21 protein-coding genes are annotated in these 19,030 nt (G+C 68.7%); 9 read left to right on the top strand and 12 right to left on the bottom strand.

The annotated features are described in order from the left end of the window. Positions 1–5: 5 nt before the first annotated feature. Positions 6–434: a Holliday junction resolvase Hjc gene (gene hjc, locus NKG96_RS01190; RefSeq protein WP_254536639.1), complete on the bottom strand. Its 429-nt coding sequence runs from the start codon at positions 432–434 to the stop codon at positions 6–8. Between the two features lie 78 nt (positions 435–512). Next, positions 513–1,886, bottom strand: a complete 1,374-nt coding sequence (locus NKG96_RS01185) for a TIGR00341 family protein (RefSeq protein ID WP_254536638.1) — start codon at positions 1,884–1,886, stop codon at positions 513–515. A 90-nt stretch (positions 1,887–1,976) separates the two neighbouring features. Between NKG96_RS01185 and NKG96_RS01180 the strand changes: the two genes are divergently transcribed. Next, positions 1,977–2,573, top strand: coding sequence for an HPP family protein (locus NKG96_RS01180; protein ID WP_254536637.1), 597 nt, complete (start codon positions 1,977–1,979; stop codon positions 2,571–2,573). Positions 2,574–2,627: 54 nt separating this feature from the next. Here NKG96_RS01180 and NKG96_RS01175 read toward each other — a convergent pair whose 3' ends face one another. From NKG96_RS01175 to NKG96_RS01165, 3 genes are all read right to left on the bottom strand, one after another. Then, complete coding sequence (locus NKG96_RS01175; RefSeq protein WP_254536636.1) at positions 2,628–3,989, bottom strand: adenosylhomocysteinase; 1,362 nt, start codon at positions 3,987–3,989, stop codon at positions 2,628–2,630. Between the two features lie 69 nt (positions 3,990–4,058). Then, entirely contained in the window at positions 4,059–4,922 is an 864-nt protein-coding gene (locus tag NKG96_RS01170; RefSeq protein ID WP_254536635.1) for a hypothetical protein, read from the bottom strand. Positions 4,923–5,047: 125 nt separating this feature from the next. Next, on the bottom strand, positions 5,048–6,343 hold the full coding sequence (locus tag NKG96_RS01165) for an amidohydrolase (RefSeq protein WP_254536634.1): 1,296 nt from the start codon (positions 6,341–6,343) through the stop codon (positions 5,048–5,050). Between the two features lie 479 nt (positions 6,344–6,822). On the opposite strand from NKG96_RS01165, the gene hisG reads away from it, so the two are divergent. Beyond that, entirely contained in the window at positions 6,823–7,668 is an 846-nt protein-coding gene (gene hisG / locus NKG96_RS01160; RefSeq protein WP_254536633.1) for an ATP phosphoribosyltransferase, read from the top strand. Here the strand turns inward: hisG and NKG96_RS01155 are convergent, their stop codons facing one another. After that, positions 7,669–8,610: a CPBP family intramembrane glutamic endopeptidase gene (locus tag NKG96_RS01155; RefSeq protein WP_254536632.1), complete on the bottom strand. Its 942-nt coding sequence runs from the start codon at positions 8,608–8,610 to the stop codon at positions 7,669–7,671. It lies immediately after the preceding gene. 292 nt (positions 8,611–8,902) lie between these two features. On the opposite strand from NKG96_RS01155, the gene NKG96_RS01150 reads away from it, so the two are divergent. Beyond that, positions 8,903–9,838, top strand: a complete 936-nt coding sequence (locus NKG96_RS01150; protein ID WP_254536631.1) for a hypothetical protein — start codon at positions 8,903–8,905, stop codon at positions 9,836–9,838. 31 nt (positions 9,839–9,869) lie between these two features. Here NKG96_RS01150 and NKG96_RS01145 read toward each other — a convergent pair whose 3' ends face one another. Continuing rightward, positions 9,870–10,235 (bottom strand): DUF7473 family protein, encoded by a 366-nt coding sequence (locus NKG96_RS01145; protein WP_254536630.1) that lies wholly within the window; start codon positions 10,233–10,235, stop codon positions 9,870–9,872. Positions 10,236–10,283: 48 nt separating this feature from the next. Continuing rightward, entirely contained in the window at positions 10,284–10,847 is a 564-nt protein-coding gene (locus NKG96_RS01140; RefSeq protein WP_254536629.1) for a TATA-box-binding protein, read from the bottom strand. A 113-nt stretch (positions 10,848–10,960) separates the two neighbouring features. Here NKG96_RS01140 and NKG96_RS01135 point away from each other — a divergent pair, with 113 nt between their 5' ends. Both NKG96_RS01135 and NKG96_RS01130 read left to right on the top strand, forming a co-directional pair. After that, positions 10,961–12,037 (top strand): methyltransferase domain-containing protein, encoded by a 1,077-nt coding sequence (locus NKG96_RS01135; protein WP_254536628.1) that lies wholly within the window; start codon positions 10,961–10,963, stop codon positions 12,035–12,037. A 148-nt stretch (positions 12,038–12,185) separates the two neighbouring features. Next, positions 12,186–12,323 (top strand): rubrerythrin-like domain-containing protein, encoded by a 138-nt coding sequence (locus NKG96_RS01130; protein ID WP_254536627.1) that lies wholly within the window; start codon positions 12,186–12,188, stop codon positions 12,321–12,323. A 17-nt stretch (positions 12,324–12,340) separates the two neighbouring features. Here the strand turns inward: NKG96_RS01130 and NKG96_RS01125 are convergent, their stop codons facing one another. The 3 genes from NKG96_RS01125 to NKG96_RS01115 all read right to left on the bottom strand — a co-directional run bounded on the left by NKG96_RS01125 (position 12,341) and on the right by NKG96_RS01115 (position 14,860). Beyond that, positions 12,341–13,336, bottom strand: a complete 996-nt coding sequence (locus NKG96_RS01125) for an AAA family ATPase (RefSeq protein WP_254536626.1) — start codon at positions 13,334–13,336, stop codon at positions 12,341–12,343. A 39-nt stretch (positions 13,337–13,375) separates the two neighbouring features. Next, entirely contained in the window at positions 13,376–14,299 is a 924-nt protein-coding gene (locus NKG96_RS01120; RefSeq protein WP_254536625.1) for a DUF4382 domain-containing protein, read from the bottom strand. Positions 14,300–14,410: 111 nt separating this feature from the next. Continuing rightward, entirely contained in the window at positions 14,411–14,860 is a 450-nt protein-coding gene (locus NKG96_RS01115; RefSeq protein WP_254536624.1) for an SHOCT domain-containing protein, read from the bottom strand. 291 nt (positions 14,861–15,151) lie between these two features. Here NKG96_RS01115 and rnz point away from each other — a divergent pair, with 291 nt between their 5' ends. From rnz to NKG96_RS01100, 3 genes are read left to right on the top strand one after another with little or no spacing between them, the layout of a single operon-like run. Further along, a complete protein-coding gene (rnz, locus tag NKG96_RS01110) occupies positions 15,152–16,072 on the top strand; it encodes a ribonuclease Z (protein ID WP_254536623.1) in 921 nt (306 codons plus the stop codon). Between the two features lie 60 nt (positions 16,073–16,132). Next, a complete protein-coding gene (locus NKG96_RS01105) occupies positions 16,133–16,315 on the top strand; it encodes a hypothetical protein (protein WP_254536622.1) in 183 nt (60 codons plus the stop codon). Positions 16,316–16,364: 49 nt separating this feature from the next. Then, entirely contained in the window at positions 16,365–18,413 is a 2,049-nt protein-coding gene (locus NKG96_RS01100) for a DUF460 domain-containing protein (RefSeq protein ID WP_254536621.1), read from the top strand. Here the strand turns inward: NKG96_RS01100 and NKG96_RS01095 are convergent, their stop codons facing one another. Continuing rightward, complete coding sequence (locus NKG96_RS01095) at positions 18,414–18,608, bottom strand: DUF7470 family protein (protein WP_254536620.1); 195 nt, start codon at positions 18,606–18,608, stop codon at positions 18,414–18,416. Between the two features lie 133 nt (positions 18,609–18,741). Here NKG96_RS01095 and eif1A point away from each other — a divergent pair, with 133 nt between their 5' ends. Continuing rightward, on the top strand, positions 18,742–19,026 hold the full coding sequence (gene eif1A, locus NKG96_RS01090; protein WP_254536619.1) for a translation initiation factor eIF-1A: 285 nt from the start codon (positions 18,742–18,744) through the stop codon (positions 19,024–19,026). Positions 19,027–19,030 lie beyond the last annotated feature (4 nt).

The following is a 19,030-nucleotide window of genomic DNA, read 5'->3' as shown; positions in this document are numbered from 1 at the left end:
CGGCACTACTCCGTCGGGTCGGTGAGGCGTGCCTGCTTCGGCCCGCCGGTCAGTTCCTCGATGTCCGTCCCCTCCGCCAGCGCCGTCTCCTTCTTGACGCGGTAGTTGCCGCCGTCCGTCACGTAGAGGTCCGCCGGGTGGAAGAAGTACCACTCCTCGCGGTCGAAGCGGACGCCGATGCGGGGTTTCGCGCCGAAGTTCTGCGAGAAGTAGACGAGCGCCTCCACCTCCTCGCCGGTGAGGTAGATGGGCCGGCCGCTGGAGGCCTTCGCCTCGATGGCGTAGAACACCTCGCCGTTCCCGGCCAACACGTCCGGGAGTTCGCGGTCCGTCGACGACCCGCTTGCGGGGGCACGCATCACGGCGAACCCGCGCGCGTCGAGTTCGTTGACGAGTTCCCGCTCCATCCGGTCGCCCTTCCTGTTGCCCGGCATGGTGTGCGCTCTCGCCCGGAGACGCTTAAGCGATTGGAGAGCCGGGTGAAACTGAACGACGGCGCGGCGACCGTCCCCTCAGGCGACGCCTACTCCTCCCCGTGACGTCGCCCCGGCGCCCAGTGACAGGTCCGGGTCCCGGACATCGCTGCCCTGCGGCGTCGTCTGCTGGTAGTCGACGAACTGCACCTGTACGGTGACGCCTCTCGGCGTGTCAGCGGCGATTTCACGCTGGAGCGCCCGCGAGAGGTCCGGGTACTCCTCGCCCGCGCTCCGACTGACGACGACGCGAACGGTCTCGCTCTCGCTCGACGGGTAGAGGAACTCCGCGCCGTAGTCGGTCTGCACGTCGACGAGTTCGAGGTCCTCGTACTGGCCCTCGCCGAGGACCGCCTCGACGTTGTGGTTGGTCGTCTCGACGAACACGAGATACTGGTAAGTGCTGACTACCGAGACGACGAGGGCGACGAGGACGACGACGCCGACGACGGCGTACCCCACCGACCGGAGGTCGAACGTGACGTACTCCCGCAGGGCGACGTTCGCCGACCCGCGGTAGCCGAAGAGGGTCAGCGCGACGAACGCCGAGACGTTGATGAGCAGGAGGTTCATCAGGAGGAGGACGATGGCCCCGAGTGCGAGCAACGGCTTCACCCAGACAACGCCGAGGCCGACGGCGGCCGCCGCGGGGACGATGGCCGCGGCGACGGCGACGCCCGCGAGCGACACCGAGAGGTCCGTCGCCAGCGCCAGCGCGCCCGCCGCCCCCGCGAAGATGGCGATGAAGAACGTGAGGACGATGGGGATGGAGAAGGCGCTCACCTGCGCGATGTTCTCGATGGCCAGCGAGGGGGGCACGAGGTAGCTCCACTTGATGAGTGCCGCGGCGGCAGTCGCACTCCCGACGGCGACGACCAGCCCCAGCAGTTGGGACTTGAAGCTGTCCAGCATCGACCGGTAGTCGCCGATGACCGCCCCGACGCTGGCCGACAGCGAGGACCCGGCGAACGGTGAGATGACCATCGCCCCGACGATGACGATGGCGGAGTTGAGCAACAGGCCGGCCGCGGCGAGCACCGCGCTGAGCGCGGCGAACATGACGAACATGGGGCGTCCGGGCGTCACCTCCCGCGCGTTCGAGCGCAGGGCGGCGTGCGAGAGGCCCACCTCGTCGTCCGGTCCCTGCGTGTACTTGCTTTCCAGGTCCTTCAGCGTCGGCGTGGTGGCCGACTCGATGTCCGTGATGACGGTGTAGGCGTCCTCCTCCAGGCCCTCCTCGTGCAGTCGGTCGAGGACCTTCTCGACGGCGCCGTCCGGGACGGGGAAGTAGAGCACCATCGCGTCGCTGTCGCCGCCCTCGTCGGCGACGATGTGCTCGATGTTCTCCTCGTCGAGCGTCGCGAGGACGTTCTCGCGGGCGTCCGCCGGGACGCGCGTCTGGATGAGCCGCACTGCTCGAACAGTTGCGGATGGGCGTAAAGAAGACTCCCCCCTACTATGCAAGGTGGACACACTTTTGCGCCGGGTCTGTAACAGCACGGTGTGTCACTGCTGGACGACGTCGAGAACGTCATCCCCGATCGGTTCACCCGACTGGAGCGGGCCGCCCTCGAACTGCTCGAACCCGTCGAGGAGCGCCCGACGACGGCCGACGCGCTTCGCACGACTGCGCGGGTCTGCGCCCTCCTGTCGAGTCTCGCGGTCGTGGCGCTGGTGACCGGTCAGCCCTACCTCTTCCCGAGCCTCGGGCCCTCGGCGTACGCGATGGCGGTGAGTCCGTCCGCGGCGACCAGCCAGTCCCAGCGGGTGTTCGGCGGCCACCTCTTCGGCGTCCTCGGGGGGCTCGTCGCCTACCACTTGCTCGCGCCCGGCCTGTCGGTCACGCAACTCCCGCCCGCGATGTCGATAGACAGCCTCCGACTGGCCGCGAGCGCCCTCGTCGCCCTCGGCCTGACCAGCGTCTCGATGCTCACGACGGACCTCCGCCACGCCCCGGCGTGCGCGACGACGCTCATCGTCTCGCTCGGCCTCCTCACAACGCTGGTCGAGGCGGGCATCATCCTCTCGGCCATCCTCGTGCTGGCCGCCGTCGACTTCGTCCTGCCGGGGTTCGGCGGCATCGAGGACCCGCCGAAGTAGACGGAGCGCCGCTGGTCGGTTGGCGTGGAAAGAAGGGTCGGTTGGAACGCTCGCTTACGTCCCGTGCTGCCAGTCGTCCATGTACTCGCGCTGGACGTCGGTCAGGTCGTCGATGGCGATGCCCTCCGCCTCCAGTTTGATGCGCGCCACCTCGCGGTCCAGCGCGTCGGGCACCTCGTGGACGCCCGCCTCGTAGTTCCGGCTTCCGGCGGGTGCGAGGGTGTTCGACCGGCCGAGACGCTCGCGGATGCGTTCGGCGATGCGGTCGCCTAATCCACCAGTATCGGCGGCGACGAGTTCGCGCACGCAGACTGCCTGCACGCCGAAGCTCTGGTCCATGACCTCCACCGGGTGTCCCAGCGCGAGGGGCCCGGCGAGGTTGACGAGGCGGCCCTCGGCGAGGACGTTCAGGCGGCGGCCGTCTTCCATCTCGTACTCGCGGACGCCGTCGCGCACCTCGCGGACCTCCGTGGCGAGGTCCGACAGGTCGTCGAGGTTGACCTCGATGTCGAAGTGGCCCGCGTTGGCGAGGAGGACGCCGTCCTGCATCTCCTCGAAGTCCTCCGCGGTGATGACGTCGCGGTTTCCGGTGGTGGTGATGAACACGTCGCCTTTCTTCGCCGCCTCGTTCATCGGCAGGACCTCGTAGCCCTCCATGTGGGCTTCGAGGGCACGTCGGGAGTCCACCTCGGTGACGACGACGTGGGCGTTCTGCCCGCTGGCCTTCTTCGCGACGCCGCGGCCACAGTCGCCGTAGCCCGCGACGACGACCGTCTTCCCGGCGAAGGAGAGGTTCGTCGTCATGGCGATGTTGGCGAGCGAGGACTCGCCGGTGCCGTGGACGTTGTCGAACAGGCGCTTCATCGGCGTGTCGTTGACCGCGAAGACGGGGTAGTCGAGTGCGCCGTCGGCGTCCATCGCGCGCAGGCGGTGCACGCCGGTGGTCGTCTCCTCACACCCGCCGATGATGCCGTCGATGAGGTCCTCGTGGCGCTCGTGGATGCGCAGGACGAGGTCGCCGCCGTCGTCGACCGTGACGGTGGGTTCGTGGGCGATGACGGCCTCGATGGCCTCGTAGTACTCCTCGTCGTCGACGCCGCGCTTGGCGTAGGAGGTGACGTTCTCGTGGGCGTCGAGGGCGGCGCTCACGTCGTCGTGCGTCGAGAGGGGGTTGCAGCCGGTGATGGCGACTTCGGCACCGCCGTCGGCGATGGTCTCGGCGAGGTTCGCGGTCTTCGCCTCGACGTGCATCGCCATGGCCACGCGCTGGCCCTCGAACGGTTTGTGCTCCTCGAACTCCTCGCGCAGGGCCGTCAGGATGGGCATGTGCTGGCGCGCCCAGTCCATCTTGCGGCGGCCCTCCTCGCGAGCGGTCTCGACGTCGTCGAGTTGCTCGCTGATTGGGGGGTACGTCATGGTCGGACCGAAGCCCAGGCGGGGCAAAACCCTACCGGGTCGCTCCCGGCGAGCAGAAGGAGTCCGTCGTTACTCGGGCGTCGCCGACCCGCTGGCGTCGTCCTCGTCGTCTTCGCTCTCCTCGTCGTCTTCGCTCTCCTCGTCGTCTTCACTCTCTTCCGCATCCTCGCTCTCTTCGTCGTCTTCATCCTCCTGTCCGGGGTCCTCCGGCGGCCCCGCGTGCTCGGGCGGACCGCGGCGGTCGGATTCGTCCTCCTCGTCCGCTTCACGCTCGCTTTCCTCGCCCGCGTCTTCTTCGTCCTGTGGTCCACGGTCCTCGGGCGGTCCGCGGCGCTCGTCGTCCTCACCCTCGTCGTCCTCATCCTCCGGTCCGTGGTTCTCGGGCGGCCCCACGTCGTCGGGGCGGTTCTCCGCGCCGGGGTTGTTGGCGACGACGAACTCCGAGATGAGCTGTCCCAGCGACGTGTCCTCACCGACGCCCTCGGCGGCCAGCAGCGAGTGGACGAACCGGGACACCTCCTGTCCGAACGTGTCGTCCGCGGCCTCGCCCTCGTCGGCGTAGAGCGCGACGACTTCGCTCACCTGCTCGTCACCGTCGGTGACTTCGATGCTCACGGTGACGTTCTCCTCCGGCGTGGGGAGCGCGACGGTGCCGTTGTCGTCCGTCAGGTAGTCACCATCACCCGCGTACGTCGAGTTGTTCTGTGCGACGACCGCAACCGAGGCGTTCGCCACGCCGGTCCCGTTGTCCGTGACGACGACGCTGACGCCGTCGTCCTGTGTGACGCCGAGCGAGAGGCCGGTGTTTCCGGCCCCGGCGACGTCGTCGTTTCCGGCCACGCCCGCCCCGGCGGCGAGCGCAGTCGTCGCGAAGGGCGACAGGCCCAGCAGGACGACCGATGCGAGTGCGAACAGTGCGTGTCTGGTCTTCATCACATATTCTAACAAGACAGTATCTAAGTTAAGATAGTCTGTTTGTTCGAGTGAGTTCGGGATCGTAGACGGTTCCTGATATCGGCCGAGAACGGCTTAGAACGTTTATCGAGACTGCTGGTCGTTCAGTTCGCCCGTTCGACCAGCGCCGACGCGCGCTCCGTCGCCTCGGCCTGTACCGCACCGGCGTCCATCGTCAGCACCTCCCGGTCGCGCATCAACACTCGCCCGTCACAGACCGTGTGACGAACGTCGGCCCCCCGCGCGGCGTACGCGACGTGGCTCACGGCGTCGTGGACCGGCGTGAGGTGCGGCGCGTCGAGCGAGACCACCGCGAGGTCCGCCGCCGCGCCGGGTTCGAGTCGCCCGCCCGGCAGGCCCGCCACGCTTGCGCTCCCCGCAGTCGCCATCCGCACGGCGTCGGGTGCGGCGACGGCGCTCGCGTCCCCGGCGGCGAGTTTGCCCAGCATCGCCGCGTCGCGCGCCTCGTCGAACATGTCGAGGTCGTTGTTCGACGCCGCGCCGTCCGTCCCGATGCCCACCTCGACGCCCGCGTCGAGCATCGACTGGACGGGGGCCATCCCGCTGGCGAGTTTCATGTTCGAGGCCGGGCAGTGGACGACGCCCGCGCCCGTCTCCGCCAGCAGGTCGATCTCCGTCTCGTCCGTGTGGACGCCGTGCGCGACGAAGTCCTCGGGTTCGAGCAGGCCCACCTCACGGGCGTACTCCAGTGGTCGCACCCCCCGTTCCTCCACGATGGGGTCGACCTCGCCGCGCGTCTCGTTGGCGTGGATGTGGACCGGGATATCGGACGCGCGGGCCTGCGGAACGTACTCCTCGAAGAACTCCGTCCCCACCGTCGTCAGCGAGTGGGGCATGAACGCCGTCCTGACGCGTCCGTCGGCCGCGCCGTCGTACTCGCGGGCCACCGCGATGGACTCGCGGGCGTCGTCGTGTGCCGCCTCGTCGTCTTTCGCCACCGTCACGACGCCGTGGCCCAGTCGGGCGCGCATCCCCGCGTCGGCCACCGCGTCCACGATGCGGGGCACCTCGAAGTACATATCCACGAACCCGGTCGTCCCCGAGCGTATCATCTCCAGCATCCCGAGGCGCGTCCCGGCGACGATGTCCTCCGGGGTCAGTTCGGCCTCGGCGGGCCAGACGTCCTCGCGGAGCCACGATTCGAGGGGCTTGTCGTCGGCGTACCCCCGCAAAAGGGTCATCGCGGCGTGCGTGTGGGCGTTGACGAACCCCGGCGTGACCAGCGAGTCCGTCGCGTCGAGAGTCTCGTCCGCTGCCGCACCCGCCTCGGGTTCGACGTCGAGGATTTCGCCTGCGTCGGTGTCCACGAGGACGTCCGCCTCGACGACGTCCATGCTGGGCAGGAGGACGCGCCCGCCGGTGATTCCGAGCGTGTTCATGGGGGCGGTTTTCGTGGGTGGGGCGTCAATCCATCGCTAGCATCTGCGGTAGTGGTCCGATGACTCTACGTAGTGAAGAACGGAGTGACCTCGAAAGCCCTCACGCGCTCGACTCGGGCGGTCCACGCTTCGCTCCGACACGCGCGGCCCCTCACCTCCCCGCGACTCGCGCGACGGAACGCGCTTGTGGCGGTCCTGACCCCCGTGGCCGGGAGCGCGTGCCCGAACGGAGTGAGGGCCGCGCGACCCGGGGAAGGGCAGGGCGGGGCAGAGCCTGGCGGACTCGAAGGGCGAGGCACAAGGACGACGCCCGACCCGCCAAGCACCGCAGCGAAGCGAGGAGCGCAGGTGTGGTCGCGCGAGTCGTTGTGCCGAGGGCTTCGGTGGTGTTCCTACTTGCTCCGCAACTGTCCCCCGACCCACCACCAACGAATACTAGCGCCGAAAGGCACAACCCCTCCCGACGAGTCTCCCCACCAATGCGCATCGCCGTGCCCAACAAGGGACGTCTCCACGAGCCGACCATCGAACTCCTCGAACGGGCCGGCCTGCACCTCATCGACGGGGCCGACCGGAAACTGTACGCCGACACCGTCGACCCGGACGTCACCGTCCTGTTCGCCCGCGCCGCCGACATCCCCGAGTACGTCGCCGACGGCGCGGCCGCCATCGGCATCACCGGCCTCGACCAGCAACGCGAGTCCGGGACGGACCTCGTCGACCTCCTCGACCTGGAGTTCGGACGCTGTCGCCTCGTCCTCGCGGCCCCCGAAGAGGGGGAAATCGAGGCCGTCGAGGACCTCAGGGGGGGTACCGTCGCCACCGAGTTCCCGCGTATCACCCGCGAGTTCTTCGAGGAACGGGGCGTCGAGGTGGACGTCGCGGAGGTGTCGGGCGCGACGGAACTCACCCCGCACGTGGACATCGCGGACGCCATCGTGGACATCACCTCCACGGGGACCACGCTCCGGATGAACCGCCTCGCCATCGTCGAGGAGGTGATGGCCTCCTCGGTGCGCCTGTTCGCCCACCCCGACCGGGTGGACGACGAGAAGGTGAGCCAGATTCGCACCGCGCTCGAATCCGTCCTCGCCGCCTCGGGCAAGCGCTACCTGATGATGAACGTCCCCGAGGAGCGACTGGACGCGGTGCGAGACGTCATCCCCGGTCTCGGCGGTCCGACCGTCATGGACATCGCGGGCGAGGGGATGGTCGCCGTCCACGCCGTCGTCGACGAGGAACGGGTCTTCGAGACCATCGCCAGCCTGCGCGAGGAGGGCGCGAGCGGCATCCTCGTCACCGAAATCGAGCGGCTCGTCGAGTAGTCAGTCCCACCAGCGGAGGCGGGGCGTCGTCACCCGGTCGTGGATTCGCACCGCACCCTCCGCCCGCCGGACGTACCAGAGCGTACTCACGAGACCGACCAGCGTGGCGAGCACCCCGAGGAGGCCCGCCTCGGGGCCGAACGACCCGCCCGTCAGGAGGTCCGGCCCCTGTTCGCGGGTGGCGAGCAGGGTGGTCCCGACGGTCAGGCCGCTCACCGGGAAGCCGAAGACGAGGCCCTGAAAGACGTTCCACGTCACGTGGAGGCCGATGGGGAGGGCGAGTTCCCCCGTGAAGACGAACCCGGCGGCGAGCATCACCCCGGCGAGCGTGATGCCGAGGGCACTCACGAGCGTCGCGTTGGGGTTGCCGAGGTGGAGCGCACCGAACACAGCCGAACTGAACAGCACGCTCGCGCCGACGGCCCACTGCTCGCTGACGTAGCCCGCCAGCCCCTCCGCGAGGTTGCGCAGGAGGTACCCCCGGACGAGCAGTTCCTCGTAGAGGCCCACGAGACAGAACACGAGGACGTTGCCCGCCAGCGCGGGCAGGAACGCTCCCGGCGCGCGGAACGTCCCCACGACGGCGACCCACCCGGCGGCGAGGGCGACGAGGAAGACGAGCGTGAGGAGCACCCCGCCGAGGGCCAGTCCGACCGCGAGGTCGGCGCCCCACCGCCTGCCGAGGTGGAAGCCGTAGTCCGCGAGGGGCCGCCGGTCGAGGAGGACGGCGCTGGCGAACACGGCGAACACGGCCCCCACGGCGGTGACGACGGCGGTCCCGGCCGTCCCGACCGACTCGAACGCGAACGGGAGCGCCAGCGCGTACACCAGCGCCCCGGTCCCGACGGTGGCGACGGCGAGGAACACGAGCGTTCCGAGCAGCCTGAGTGGGGCGCGCGGCCGGCGCTCGACCCGGTTCCAGCCGAGGTCACGAACGCTCATGTGGCCTCGCCTCGCGATTCCGGGTCATGCGATACGCCTCACTGGTTCACGCACGGTTCCCGTCCCGAAATAGCGACCGGTTCGTCGGTCGGGCGATACCTACAAGCAGAAGACGTAGGCGTCTCGAGTGTCGCCACCGCGTTCAGGAGGCGGTGGCGCCCAGTCCCCGCGAACCAGCCGGTCTCTCAACAGTCTTGAATCTGGTGGCCGAGCACGCTTGGATTCCGCCTTCAACGCTCGTCCAGTCGATGCAAGCCCCAGCCATAATGGATTTATCTTCGTCTCCGAACGTGTGTCGACGCTACCAACTCCATCGAAACGGACGATACTCGTCTGTCTCCTCGTCGTACTGGTCGGTATCGCCGGTTGCTCGGGACCGGATGCCGGCGACGGGACCAACGATACCACCGAGACCGACGGGGGAACCGAAACGACCGAAATGGCCAACGAGACCGCGGAGAACGGCACCGTGACCAACGGTACCGCCGCCAACGACGACGACGCGTTCCTGTTCAACGGGACCGCCGTCAACGTAAGCGGCGCGAGCGGTGACGTCTTCTTCGACAATCAGGACGATTCGATAGCCAACGTCACCATCATCGAGGACACCCAAGGTGACGGCCCCGGCTTCGAGAACGTCCGAATCTACGAGAACGGCACCGTCATCAACGAGAGCGGTGACGTCGTCGGTCGCGTGGAGGTCAACGATACGACCGGTACGCCCGGCACCGAGGCCAGCGGCGACTTCGTGTTCGTCGCGAACAACGTAACGAGCGCCGAGAGCGGTGCGTACGTGAACGTGAGCGCCAACGGGACGGTGTTCGACGAGGACGATGCCGTCGTCGGGAACGTCTCCATCGTCGACGACAACCAGGCGGGCGGCGATGGATTCTTCGACGTGAACATCTACGAGAACGGCACCGTCGTCGACCGCAACGGAAGCACCGTCGGTGAGGTCGAGATCGGCGAGGTCTGTCCGACCGCCACCGACGACGGTCTGCTCTTCGAGGGGAACTACGTGAACGTAAGCGGTGCGAGCGGTGACGTCTTCTTCGACAACCAGGACGACACGTTCGTCGACCTCCGGATCGTCGACGACTCGCAGGGCGCCAGCGACGACGGGTTCCAGAACGTCCGTATCTACGAGAACGGTACCGTCGTCAGCCAGAACGGAACCGAGGTCGGCCAGGTCGAGTACAGCCAGTCCTGCTCGACTGCGGAGGCCTGAATCGGTCGAGCGGACCGCGTTGTGGTCTTTTTCAGAGGAAGGTGATGATGTTGTACAGCGCGAGTCCGAGCGCCAGCGCGAACGCGAAGTGCAGGAGGCCGAGCAGTCCCGCCGTCACCCACCGGACGCGGTAGACGACGTGGATGGCGGCGACGACGCTGGCGAGCGTGAAGAGGGCGAACAGGGCGATGGCGTCGTTCAGCGAGCCGAGCTGGAACAGCATGGAGACGACGGCGGGGGCGAGCGCCGCCGTCGCCGCGCGCTGTGACGGCACGTCGCCGATGAAGAACGTCGCGGCGAGGTGGAGCGTGACGGCGTAGAACAGCCACGCCACGAGGAACGTGACGACGATGGCGAGCAGGCCACCGCCCGTGACGTCCGCCTGTGCCGGAATCATACGTCTCCTACGACGGCCCCCGGTTTGTAGCTGTCCGATTCGAGGAGTCTACGACTCGAGGAGGCCGAGTTCCTCGAGGCGGGAGACGATCTTGTCGACGGCGTGTTCGGCGTCGACGGGCTGCTTGCCGCCCGTGATGACGAGTTTCCCGGAGCCGAACAGCAGCGCGACCACGTCAGGGTCGTCGAGACGGTAGACGAGACCGGGGAACTGCTCGGGTTCGTACTCGATGTTCTCCAGCCCGAGGCCGATGGCGATGGCGTTCAGGTTGAGCGTCCGCCCGAGGTCCGCGGAGGTGACGATGTTCTGGACAACGATCTCGGGGTCCTCGTCGACCTGAATCTCGAGGTCGCGGAGCTTGTCGAAGACGATGCGGAGGCTCTCGTGGACGTCGTCGGTGGACTTCGCACCGGTACAGACGATCTTCCCGGAGCGGAAGATGAGCGCGGCGGACTTCGGGTTCTGGGTCCGGTAGACGAGGCCGGGGAACTGCTCGGGGTCGTAGTCGGCCCCCTCCAGGTCCATCGCGACACTCTGGAGGTCCAGCTCCTGGCCGATGCCCGTCGACGCAACAACGTTCTCGATGTTGATGGTTTCCTTGGGGTCGGTCATTGACACGACTTAAAACACGTATTTAACCTTTATAAAGGTAGGGGGGAATACCTGACAGGTCCTCCGCCGGGGGTATCGGCATCCTCTTGCCGGTTCGCGGGTGAGTCGGGGGCGTGTACGTGCTGGAACTGGGCGGCGAGGACGACGCCTTCGCGCGCTGTGAGGCCGCGAGCGCCTGTACGGACGTGCGCCCCCTCGCGGCCGGCCTCGCGACCGCCCGCGGCGTCTCCGACCGGGTGCACGGCCTCGCCTACACCCACCGAGCGAGCGCCCTCCTCGGACACACCGACGCCAGCGTCGAGAGCGCCCGCGCCCTCCTCGACGCCGCCTCCTTCGACCGCGAGGGGTCCGTCGCCGTCCGCGCCCGCGACGTCAAGCGCACCACGGGCGTCGACACCCAGCGTGCCGAACGCGAACTCGGGAGCGTCCTCGTCGACCGCGGGTTCTCCGTCGACCTCGACGACCCGGACCACGAACTCCGGGCGCTGTTCAGCGTCCCCGGGAACGAAGCGGAGGACGACGCCCGGGACGCTGAACCCGTCTGGCGCGGCGGCGACGGGACCCCCGACGAGGGGTCGAATTCCGCCGACCCGCTCGCGCCCGCCCCGGACGGCGAGGGGGTCTGTGCGCTCGGGTGGCTCGAAGTCGAGAGCGTCCGCGACTACGGCGACCGCCGACCCACCGACCGCCCGTTCTTCCAACCGGGGAGCATGGGGCCGCTGTTCGCCCGTGCGCTGGTCAACGTCGCCGGGGCGCGCCCCGGCGCGCGCGTCCTCGACCCGATGTGCGGCACCGGGGGCGTCCTCGTCGAGGCGGGTCTCGTCGGGGGGGACGTGGTGGGTGCCGACGCGCAGGCGAAGATGGTCCGGGGCGCACGCGAGAACCTCGCGCACTTCCTCGAGGACTTCGACGTCTGCCGGGGCGACGCTACCCACCTCCCCTTCCGGGACGCGAGCGTCGACGCCGTCGTCTTCGACGCGCCCTACGGCCGCCAGTCGAAGGTCGTCGGCGACCTCGCCGAACTGGTCGAAGACGCCCTCCGGGAAGCCCGACGGGTCGCCCCGTCCTGTGTCGTCGTGGCCGACCGCTCCTGGCGCGAGGCCGCGGAGCGCGCCGGGTGGACCGTCGAGGCGACCTTCGAACGGCGCGTCCACCGGTCGCTCGACAGACACGTTCTCGTGCTGCGGTGACCCGACGGACACCTGTCGGGAACGCACCCACTGGTGACGCACTGTCCGCAAGCGCACGACTCGCGAGCCCTCAACGTCGTTCTCGCTCCCTCGACACTCTGTGTGGTGTGTGGTAACTCTTATCAACTCGTACCGCGCTATGAGGGGCATGAAGGCAGAAACGTCTCAGAGAGGTCTGTACGAGTGTCTCGACTGCGGTCGGCGCGTCGAATCCCTCGAGGGGAGTCGCCTCTGTTCGAAGTGCGGCGGCTATCTGATGGACATCAGCGTCCCGCGACACCAGTAGTCCCGTAGACGACGCGCTCAGCGCCCGAGTTCCGCGAGCAACCGCCCCAGATGGATGCGGTCGCTCGTCCCCTCCGCGAGGTCGAGGTCCACCTCCCCAGCGAGTCGGTGGAGCGCCGTGAGTTCGCGCCCCGAGCGACGCGATCGGGAGACCGCGAGGATGTCCGCGAGTATTTCCTGTCCGCTGTAGCCCTCGTCGACCAGCAGGTCGTCCAGCGTGTTCCGGGCGTCGGAGAACTCGCCGGCCTCCGCAGCGGTCAGCATCTCCTCGACGCGTTCGGTGAGGCCGACCTCGCCGAGGGCCTCGTAGGCCGCCTGCATCGTCACCTCGTCGGCGTCCTCGGCGGTGGTCTGTGCCCCCAGAATCGCCCGCCGGAGGTCGCCGTCGGCGTACCCCGCCACGTACTCCAGTCCGTCGGCGTCGTACTCGACGCCCTCGGCCTCCACGACGCGTTCGAGGACCGCGACGGTCTCGCCGTGTGTCGGTTCCCGGACGGGGACGTTGAAACACCGCGAGCGGATGGGCGGGATGAGTTTCGAGGGCTGGCGGGTGGCGATGACGAACTGCGTCGTCCGGTGGTGGCGCTCCATCACCCGCCGGAGCGCCTGCTGGAAGTCCTCGCGGATGGCCTCCGCGTTGTCCAGCAGGACGGTCTTGTACTCCCCGGAGACGGGGGCGTAGCTCGCGGACTCCTTCAGGACGCGGTTGATCATGTCCCGCTTGGACATCCGGGAACGGCCGACGAGAAACGACTCGAAGCGCGGGTCGTTCTTTATCTCCGTCTTCGTCCGCGAGAAGAAGTCGTCCACGTTGAGTTCGACGAGGTCGGTCTCGTCGTCGTGTGCCTCGCGGGCCAGCGCCCGCACCGCGGCGGTCTTGCCGACCCCCTGTGGCCCGTACAGCACGAGGTTCATGGGCTGGTCGACGGCGCGCGTCAGGGCGTCGCGCACCGACGGCTGTGGCAACTCACTCAGCGACGGCGCGTGGGTCTCGGTCCACAGCGGGCCCTCCATACCCGAAGGTGCCGCCGGACGGCCATGAATCGGTCGGTCTCAGCCGTTCGCTCTCGCCCCAACGGTCGCGTTCACCCCGCCGCCTGCGGTCGTGTTCCCGACAGTCGAGGCAGTCTCACCCGTTGCGTTCACCGAGACTCCCGTGGACGCGTTGGTCCCCACGGTGGCGTTCGCGTTCGTCCCGACGGACGCGTTCGCTCCGGCTCCGACCGATGCGTTCCCACCGCGGGTCGTCCCGTCGTTGACGAGGCGGATGGGCTGGTCGGTGCCCGACTCGCCCGCCACGGGCTTCAGGACGTACTTGCCGCTCTTGCCCGCCTCGAACACCGTGATGTCGAAGACGAAGTCCGTCGCCGTCGCGCCGACGGTGAATTCGTGTCTGACGCGGAGTCGGTCGCTCGGGAGTTTCACCGTCACCCGCTCGCCCGTCTTCAGCGTCGCCTCGATGTCGCTGATCCGGACGGCGACGCCTTCGTACTGCCCGGTCGGCACCGTCAGGTTCCCCAGTCGCGTCGCGTTCTCGCCCTGGAGTTCGGTGAGGTCCACCGTGCGCTCCTCGACGGCGTAGGTCCGCCACTCGCCGTCGGCGTCAGCGCTCGCGTTCACCGTTGCATTCGCCGTCGCGTTCGCCGCTGTCGCGTTCGTCACCGTCGCGTTCGTCGCCGATGCGTTCGCGTCGAGTTCACCGGTGACGTTCGCCTCTCCGGAGACGTTCCCGTCGGCAGTCGCCTCCCCCGCCGGTCGGAGACGCACCTCCGTGATGGTCACGTTGAGGTGTTCGAACTGTCCGATGGCGTTGCGCTCGTCGCTCACGTACATCCGGACGGTGCCGTCGCCCGTCGTGCCGTCCCCCGCTTCGGTCATCGTCCCGTCCGGTGACCCGTCCATCGAACCGGTCGGCTGGCCAGCACACCCTGCCAGCACGACCAGCACCGCTACCAGTACGGCCACTCCTGTTCTCATCTGTACACAGAACGTTCTCCACTTCGAATATAAATCGGTCGGCCGTTCGGGACGGTTCGACACCGCCGCAGTCGCGCGATTGAACGGTCACGAACGGTCGAACGGTCCGGCTCAGCGCTCGAACTCGTGTTCTCGTTCCCGCCTGCGCTCCCGTTCCTCGCGCCGCCAGTCGGCGGCGTTCTCCGGCGTGTCCGTCTCTAGCAACCGGTCGAGCTTTCGCTCGAACTGCTCGTCGGTCAACTCGCCGCGCGCGTAGCGGTCGCGCAGGGTCGCCAGCGCGTCCGCACGGGGGACCGGGTCGGGGTCGCTCCGCCGGTCGCGTCGGTCGCTCCGGACCGGTTCTGCCGTCCCCGTCTCCAGTGCCCTGATGCCGCTGGCCAGTCGCTCGGCTCCGCGGTAGATCTCCTCGAAGAACGCGTCGCGTTTCTCGGCCTCGCGCTCCTCGTCCTCGAACAGCATGGCGACGATGGGGACGACGACCGTGAACCCCAGTATCCAGACGAGGAAGAAGTACTCGAACCCGCTGAACAGGGCGACGAAGCCGAGGCCGAGGACGAGCATGGCGGCGATGCCGGCGGCGTTCTCGCGAGCGCGGCGAGCGAGAGCATGCGGCGACTCTGTGGACGCTTCGTTCTCGCGAGCGCGGCGAGCGAGAGCATGCGGCGACTCTGTGGACGCTTCGTTCTCGCGAGCGCGATCGGCGACGGTCGTGGGTCGACCTGACTCCCCGGACTGGCGAGTAGACGGAGAGGACATGAGCCCTACTGGTCGGGAGAGAGGATAACTTCGCGCTCCGGGCGGGGAGTCGAGGCGAGTCGAAGCGGCTATCCGACCGCACCGGCCAGTTCCGGTATGCACGTGACGTTCCTCGGGACCAGCGGGGCCGTCCCGACGACCGAGCGCAACACCTCCGCGCTGATGGTCCGCCGGGAGGGCGACCGGTTCCTCTTCGACGTCGGCGAGGGCACCCAGCGCCAGATGATGCGCTTCGGGACCGGCTTCGACGTCTCGCACGTCTTCCTCACGCACCTCCACGGCGACCACGTCCTCGGCCTCCCCGGCCTCTGTCAGACGTGGGACTTCAACGACCGCGAGGACACCCTCGCCATCCACACGCCCCCCGGGACCCGGCGGGACGTCGAGGAACTCCTCGGCGCGACGGGCGCGCGCCCCGGTTTCCCCGTCCGGGTCAACGAGGTCCGCCCCGGCGACGTCGCCCTGCGCGGCGAGGAGTTCGAGGTCCGGGCGTTCGAGACCCAGCACCGCACCTCCTCGGTGGGCTACGCCATCGTCGAGGACGACCGGAAGGGCCGCTTCGACCGGGAACGCGCCGAGGAACTCGGGGTGCCCGTCGGCCCGAAGTTCTCGCAACTCCACCGCGGGGAGTCCGTCGAACTGGACGACGGCACCGTAATCGACCCCGAACAGGTCGTCGGCGCCCCCCGGCCCGGCCGCCGGGTGATCTACACCGGCGATACGCGCCCCGTCCAGGCGACGAAGGACGTCTCGGCGGACGCGGACCTGCTCGTCCACGACGCGACGTTCGCCAGCGACCACGCCGACCGCGCGCCCGCGACGGGCCACTCCACCGCCCGCGAGGCGGCCCGCGTCGCCCGCGACGCCGGCGTGAAGCGACTCGCCCTCACGCACATCTCCTCGCGCTACCCGAACCCCTCGCCGTTGCAGAAGGAAGCCCGCGAGGTGTTCTCCGGGCGGTGTTTCGTCCCCGACGATGGGCAGGAACTCGACGTACCGTTCCCCGACTCGGAGTAGACGCCCGCCCCCGCCCACGACGGGACGGCGGCTTTTCCCCTCGCGGTACTTCCTAGAGCTATGACCGACTGCACCTACTGCGGCAGCGACCTCTCGCACTACGACCCGGTCTGGGTGAGCGAGGGCGACGCCGACGACCGGACGCCCGTGGGCGGGTTCTGTAACTACGCCTGCCTCCACGAACACATCGTGGCGGAAGAACTGGTGTACGGCACGTCCTGTGCGTGGTCGCCGGAGGCGTGAAACCCACTCACGGCACGGAGTTTAAGAATGCGCTCCACCTACGCGTGGTGTGAGTACTCGCACGAGTGCCCTCGACGCGGTCGTGTTCGGGGTGGACGTGCAGAGCGGTGACGTCCGCGGGGACGCCCCCCAGTACGCCGTCGTCGCCTTCGACGCTCGCGGGGTCCGGGGGACCCCACGAGCCAACCAGAACGCGGCGCAGTCCGGTGACGAGGAACACCTCGACCGCGACGTCGTCTCCCTTCGCAAACTCCGGCGCCTCATCGACCGCGAGAAGCCGTCGATGGTGGCGACGGACAACATGTACGAACTCGCGGCCGACAAGGACGCCCTCGTCCACCTCCTGCGCTCGCTGCCCGCCGAGACGAAACTGGTGCAGGTGACGGGCGCGGAGCGGCCCGAACCCCTCTCGCGGGTCGCCTCCCGCCACGGCGTTCCGTACGGGAAGAAACCGATGGAGGAGGCGGAGGCCGCCGCCCGCCTCGCGGCCGCGAACGTCGGCTACGAGGTGACCGCGTTCACCGACACGACCACCGTGAAGGTCTCCCGCGGTCGCTCGACCGGCAAGGGCGGGTGGAGCGAGGACCGCTACACGCGGCGCATCCACGGCCACGTCCAGAACAAGGCCCGCGACGTCGAACGGACCCTCGACGAGGCGGGCTTGGAGTACGAGGTCGACCGTGTCGAGAAGTACGGCGGCCTCTCGCGGGCCGTCTTCACGGTGAAAGCCCGCCCGGAGGACATCCCGGTGAAGGCGGCGCGGTCGGGCGACGTGCGCGTCGAAATCGAACGCGAACGGCGCGACGGCATCGAGTTCGAACCGCTGGCCAAGCGCCGCGACCACGTCATCGTCGGCATCGACCCGGGGACGACCACCGCCGTCGCCATCGTCGGCCTCGGGGGGGAGGTGCTGGACGTCCTCTCGACGCGCACCGCCGACACCGCGGCCGTCATCGAGTGGATCATCGAACGCGGCCGGCCGCTGATGGTCGCGGCGGACGTGACGCCGATGCCCGAGACGGTCGAGAAGATCCGCCGGAGCTTCGACGCCGCCGCGTGGACGCCCGACCGGGACCTGCTGGTGGACTCGAAACAGCACCGCACGCGGGAGGTGGGCTACGACAACGACCACGAACGCGACGCGATGGCCGCCGCGCTGTTCGCCTTCGACGCCCACGAGGACCAGTTCGACCGCATCGCCCGGAAGATTCCGGCGCAACTCGACCGGGGGGAGGTGACCGCGCGCGTCCTCACGGGCGAGGAGTCCGTCGAGTCCGTCATCGCCGACCTGACGGAGACGGAAGAGCGCGAGGAGGAATCGACCGAACACACGCCCCGCGAACTCACCGCCGAGGAGAAGCGCATCAAGCGACTGGAGGCGCGCAACGACCGCCTCGAATCGCACGTCGAGGACCTGAAGGAGACCATCGGACGGAAGGACGACCGCATCGCGGAGTACGAGGACGAACTGAGCGAGGCCCGCCGCGAGGAGCGCCGGGAGGCCAGAGAGCGCCGGGAGGTAACCCGCCTCGAACGCGAGACCGAACGGTTGAAGCGAGAACTCGCCGAGGAGCGCGACCGCGTCGAGTCGTTGGAGGGGAAACTCGAGCGCCTGAAGACCCTCTGGAAGCTCGACCACTCGAACTTCGCGGACGTCGCCGAGGAGCGCGCCGGGCTGGTCCCGGTGAAGGTCGTCGAGCAGTTCACGAAGGGGGCCATCGAGGACGCCCACGAGCGCTTCGGCCTCGCGTCGGGCGACGTGGTCTTCCTCCGGGACGCCTCGGGTGCCGGGCGCTCGACGGCGGAACTCCTCGCGGAGCGCGACCCCCGCGTCGTCCTCCGGCAGGGCGGCCTCTCGGACGTCGCCGACGAGGTGCTGTTCGACCACGGTGTCCCCGTCGCGCCCGCCGAGGACGTGACCATCCAGGAGATAGACGAACTCGCCATCGCCCGCGAGAGCGAGGTGGCGGCCGCCATCGAGGACTGGGAGGCTCGCGCCGAACAGCGCCGGAAAGACCGGAAGGGCGAGATGGTCGACCGCCTCATCAGCGAACACCGCGCCGGGATGAACGAGTCGAGCGAGGGGACGGGCGACTGATTAGAACTCGAACATCCCGCCCATCCCGAACGATTCGAGGAGACCGCTCATCAATCCCTTGGCGACCAGCAGGAGGCCGACGAGGACGAGGGCCATCCCGAGGGCGACGATGGGTGCGGTGTAGGCGATGACGGCGAGGCCGCCGACGAGCAACAGGACACCGGCGATGCCGGTCGTGCCGAGTTTCCCGAGCATGTCCGTCCGTCGGACCCCCCGACACATAAACTGCCGCGAAGTCGGTCGAGACGGCGTATCCCGGCCGTCGGTCGCTCTCGCCGGCGCTCGGACCGTTGCAAGCTTTAATTGTACCCCGCTCGAACATCTCCCTATGAGCGACAGCGACAGCAGGAACGACCTGCGTATGCCCGACGACGACGAGGTGTTCGCCGTCGTGACCGACATGCTCGGGGCCAACCGCATCAAGGTGCGGTGCATGGACGGGACCGAGCGCACGGCCCGCATCCCGGGTCGCATGCAAAAGCGCATCTGGATCCGCGAGGACGACGTGGTGCTGGTGGACCCGTGGGACTGGCAGGACGAGAAGGCTGACGTCACGTGGCGCTACGAGAAACAGGAGGCCGACCAGTTGCGCCGGGAGGGACACATCCAGTGACCCG

It is taken from the genome of Halomarina litorea, from assembly GCF_024227715.1.
In the GTDB taxonomy this organism is placed as follows: Archaea; Halobacteriota; Halobacteria; order Halobacteriales; family Haloarculaceae; genus Halomarina; species Halomarina litorea.
This window is presented reverse-complemented; position numbering and strand designations above follow the sequence as displayed.

Excerpts from the sequence above, each read along its gene's own strand:
- hjc (WP_254536639.1), bottom strand. The coding sequence starts at position 434 with ATGCCGGGCAACAGGAAGGGCGACCGGATGGAGCGGGAACTCGTCAAC.
- rnz (WP_254536623.1), top strand. The coding sequence starts at position 15,152 with ATGCACGTGACGTTCCTCGGGACCAGCGGGGCCGTCCCGACGACCGAG.
- NKG96_RS01175 (WP_254536636.1), bottom strand. The coding sequence starts at position 3,989 with ATGACGTACCCCCCAATCAGCGAGCAACTCGACGACGTCGAGACCGCT.
- NKG96_RS01145 (WP_254536630.1), bottom strand. The coding sequence starts at position 10,235 with ATGATTCCGGCACAGGCGGACGTCACGGGCGGTGGCCTGCTCGCCATC.
- NKG96_RS01170 (WP_254536635.1), bottom strand. The coding sequence starts at position 4,922 with ATGAAGACCAGACACGCACTGTTCGCACTCGCATCGGTCGTCCTGCTG.
- eif1A (WP_254536619.1), top strand. The coding sequence starts at position 18,742 with ATGAGCGACAGCGACAGCAGGAACGACCTGCGTATGCCCGACGACGAC.
- NKG96_RS01130 (WP_254536627.1), top strand. The coding sequence starts at position 12,186 with ATGAAGGCAGAAACGTCTCAGAGAGGTCTGTACGAGTGTCTCGACTGC.
- NKG96_RS01095 (WP_254536620.1), bottom strand. The coding sequence starts at position 18,608 with ATGCTCGGGAAACTCGGCACGACCGGCATCGCCGGTGTCCTGTTGCTC.
- NKG96_RS01120 (WP_254536625.1), bottom strand. The coding sequence starts at position 14,299 with ATGAGAACAGGAGTGGCCGTACTGGTAGCGGTGCTGGTCGTGCTGGCA.
- NKG96_RS01125 (WP_254536626.1), bottom strand. The coding sequence starts at position 13,336 with ATGGAGGGCCCGCTGTGGACCGAGACCCACGCGCCGTCGCTGAGTGAG.
- NKG96_RS01115 (WP_254536624.1), bottom strand. The coding sequence starts at position 14,860 with ATGCTCGTCCTCGGCCTCGGCTTCGTCGCCCTGTTCAGCGGGTTCGAG.
- hisG (WP_254536633.1), top strand. The coding sequence starts at position 6,823 with ATGCGCATCGCCGTGCCCAACAAGGGACGTCTCCACGAGCCGACCATC.
- NKG96_RS01140 (WP_254536629.1), bottom strand. The coding sequence starts at position 10,847 with ATGACCGACCCCAAGGAAACCATCAACATCGAGAACGTTGTTGCGTCG.
- NKG96_RS01155 (WP_254536632.1), bottom strand. The coding sequence starts at position 8,610 with ATGAGCGTTCGTGACCTCGGCTGGAACCGGGTCGAGCGCCGGCCGCGC.
- NKG96_RS01165 (WP_254536634.1), bottom strand. The coding sequence starts at position 6,343 with ATGAACACGCTCGGAATCACCGGCGGGCGCGTCCTCCTGCCCAGCATG.
- NKG96_RS01105 (WP_254536622.1), top strand. The coding sequence starts at position 16,133 with ATGACCGACTGCACCTACTGCGGCAGCGACCTCTCGCACTACGACCCG.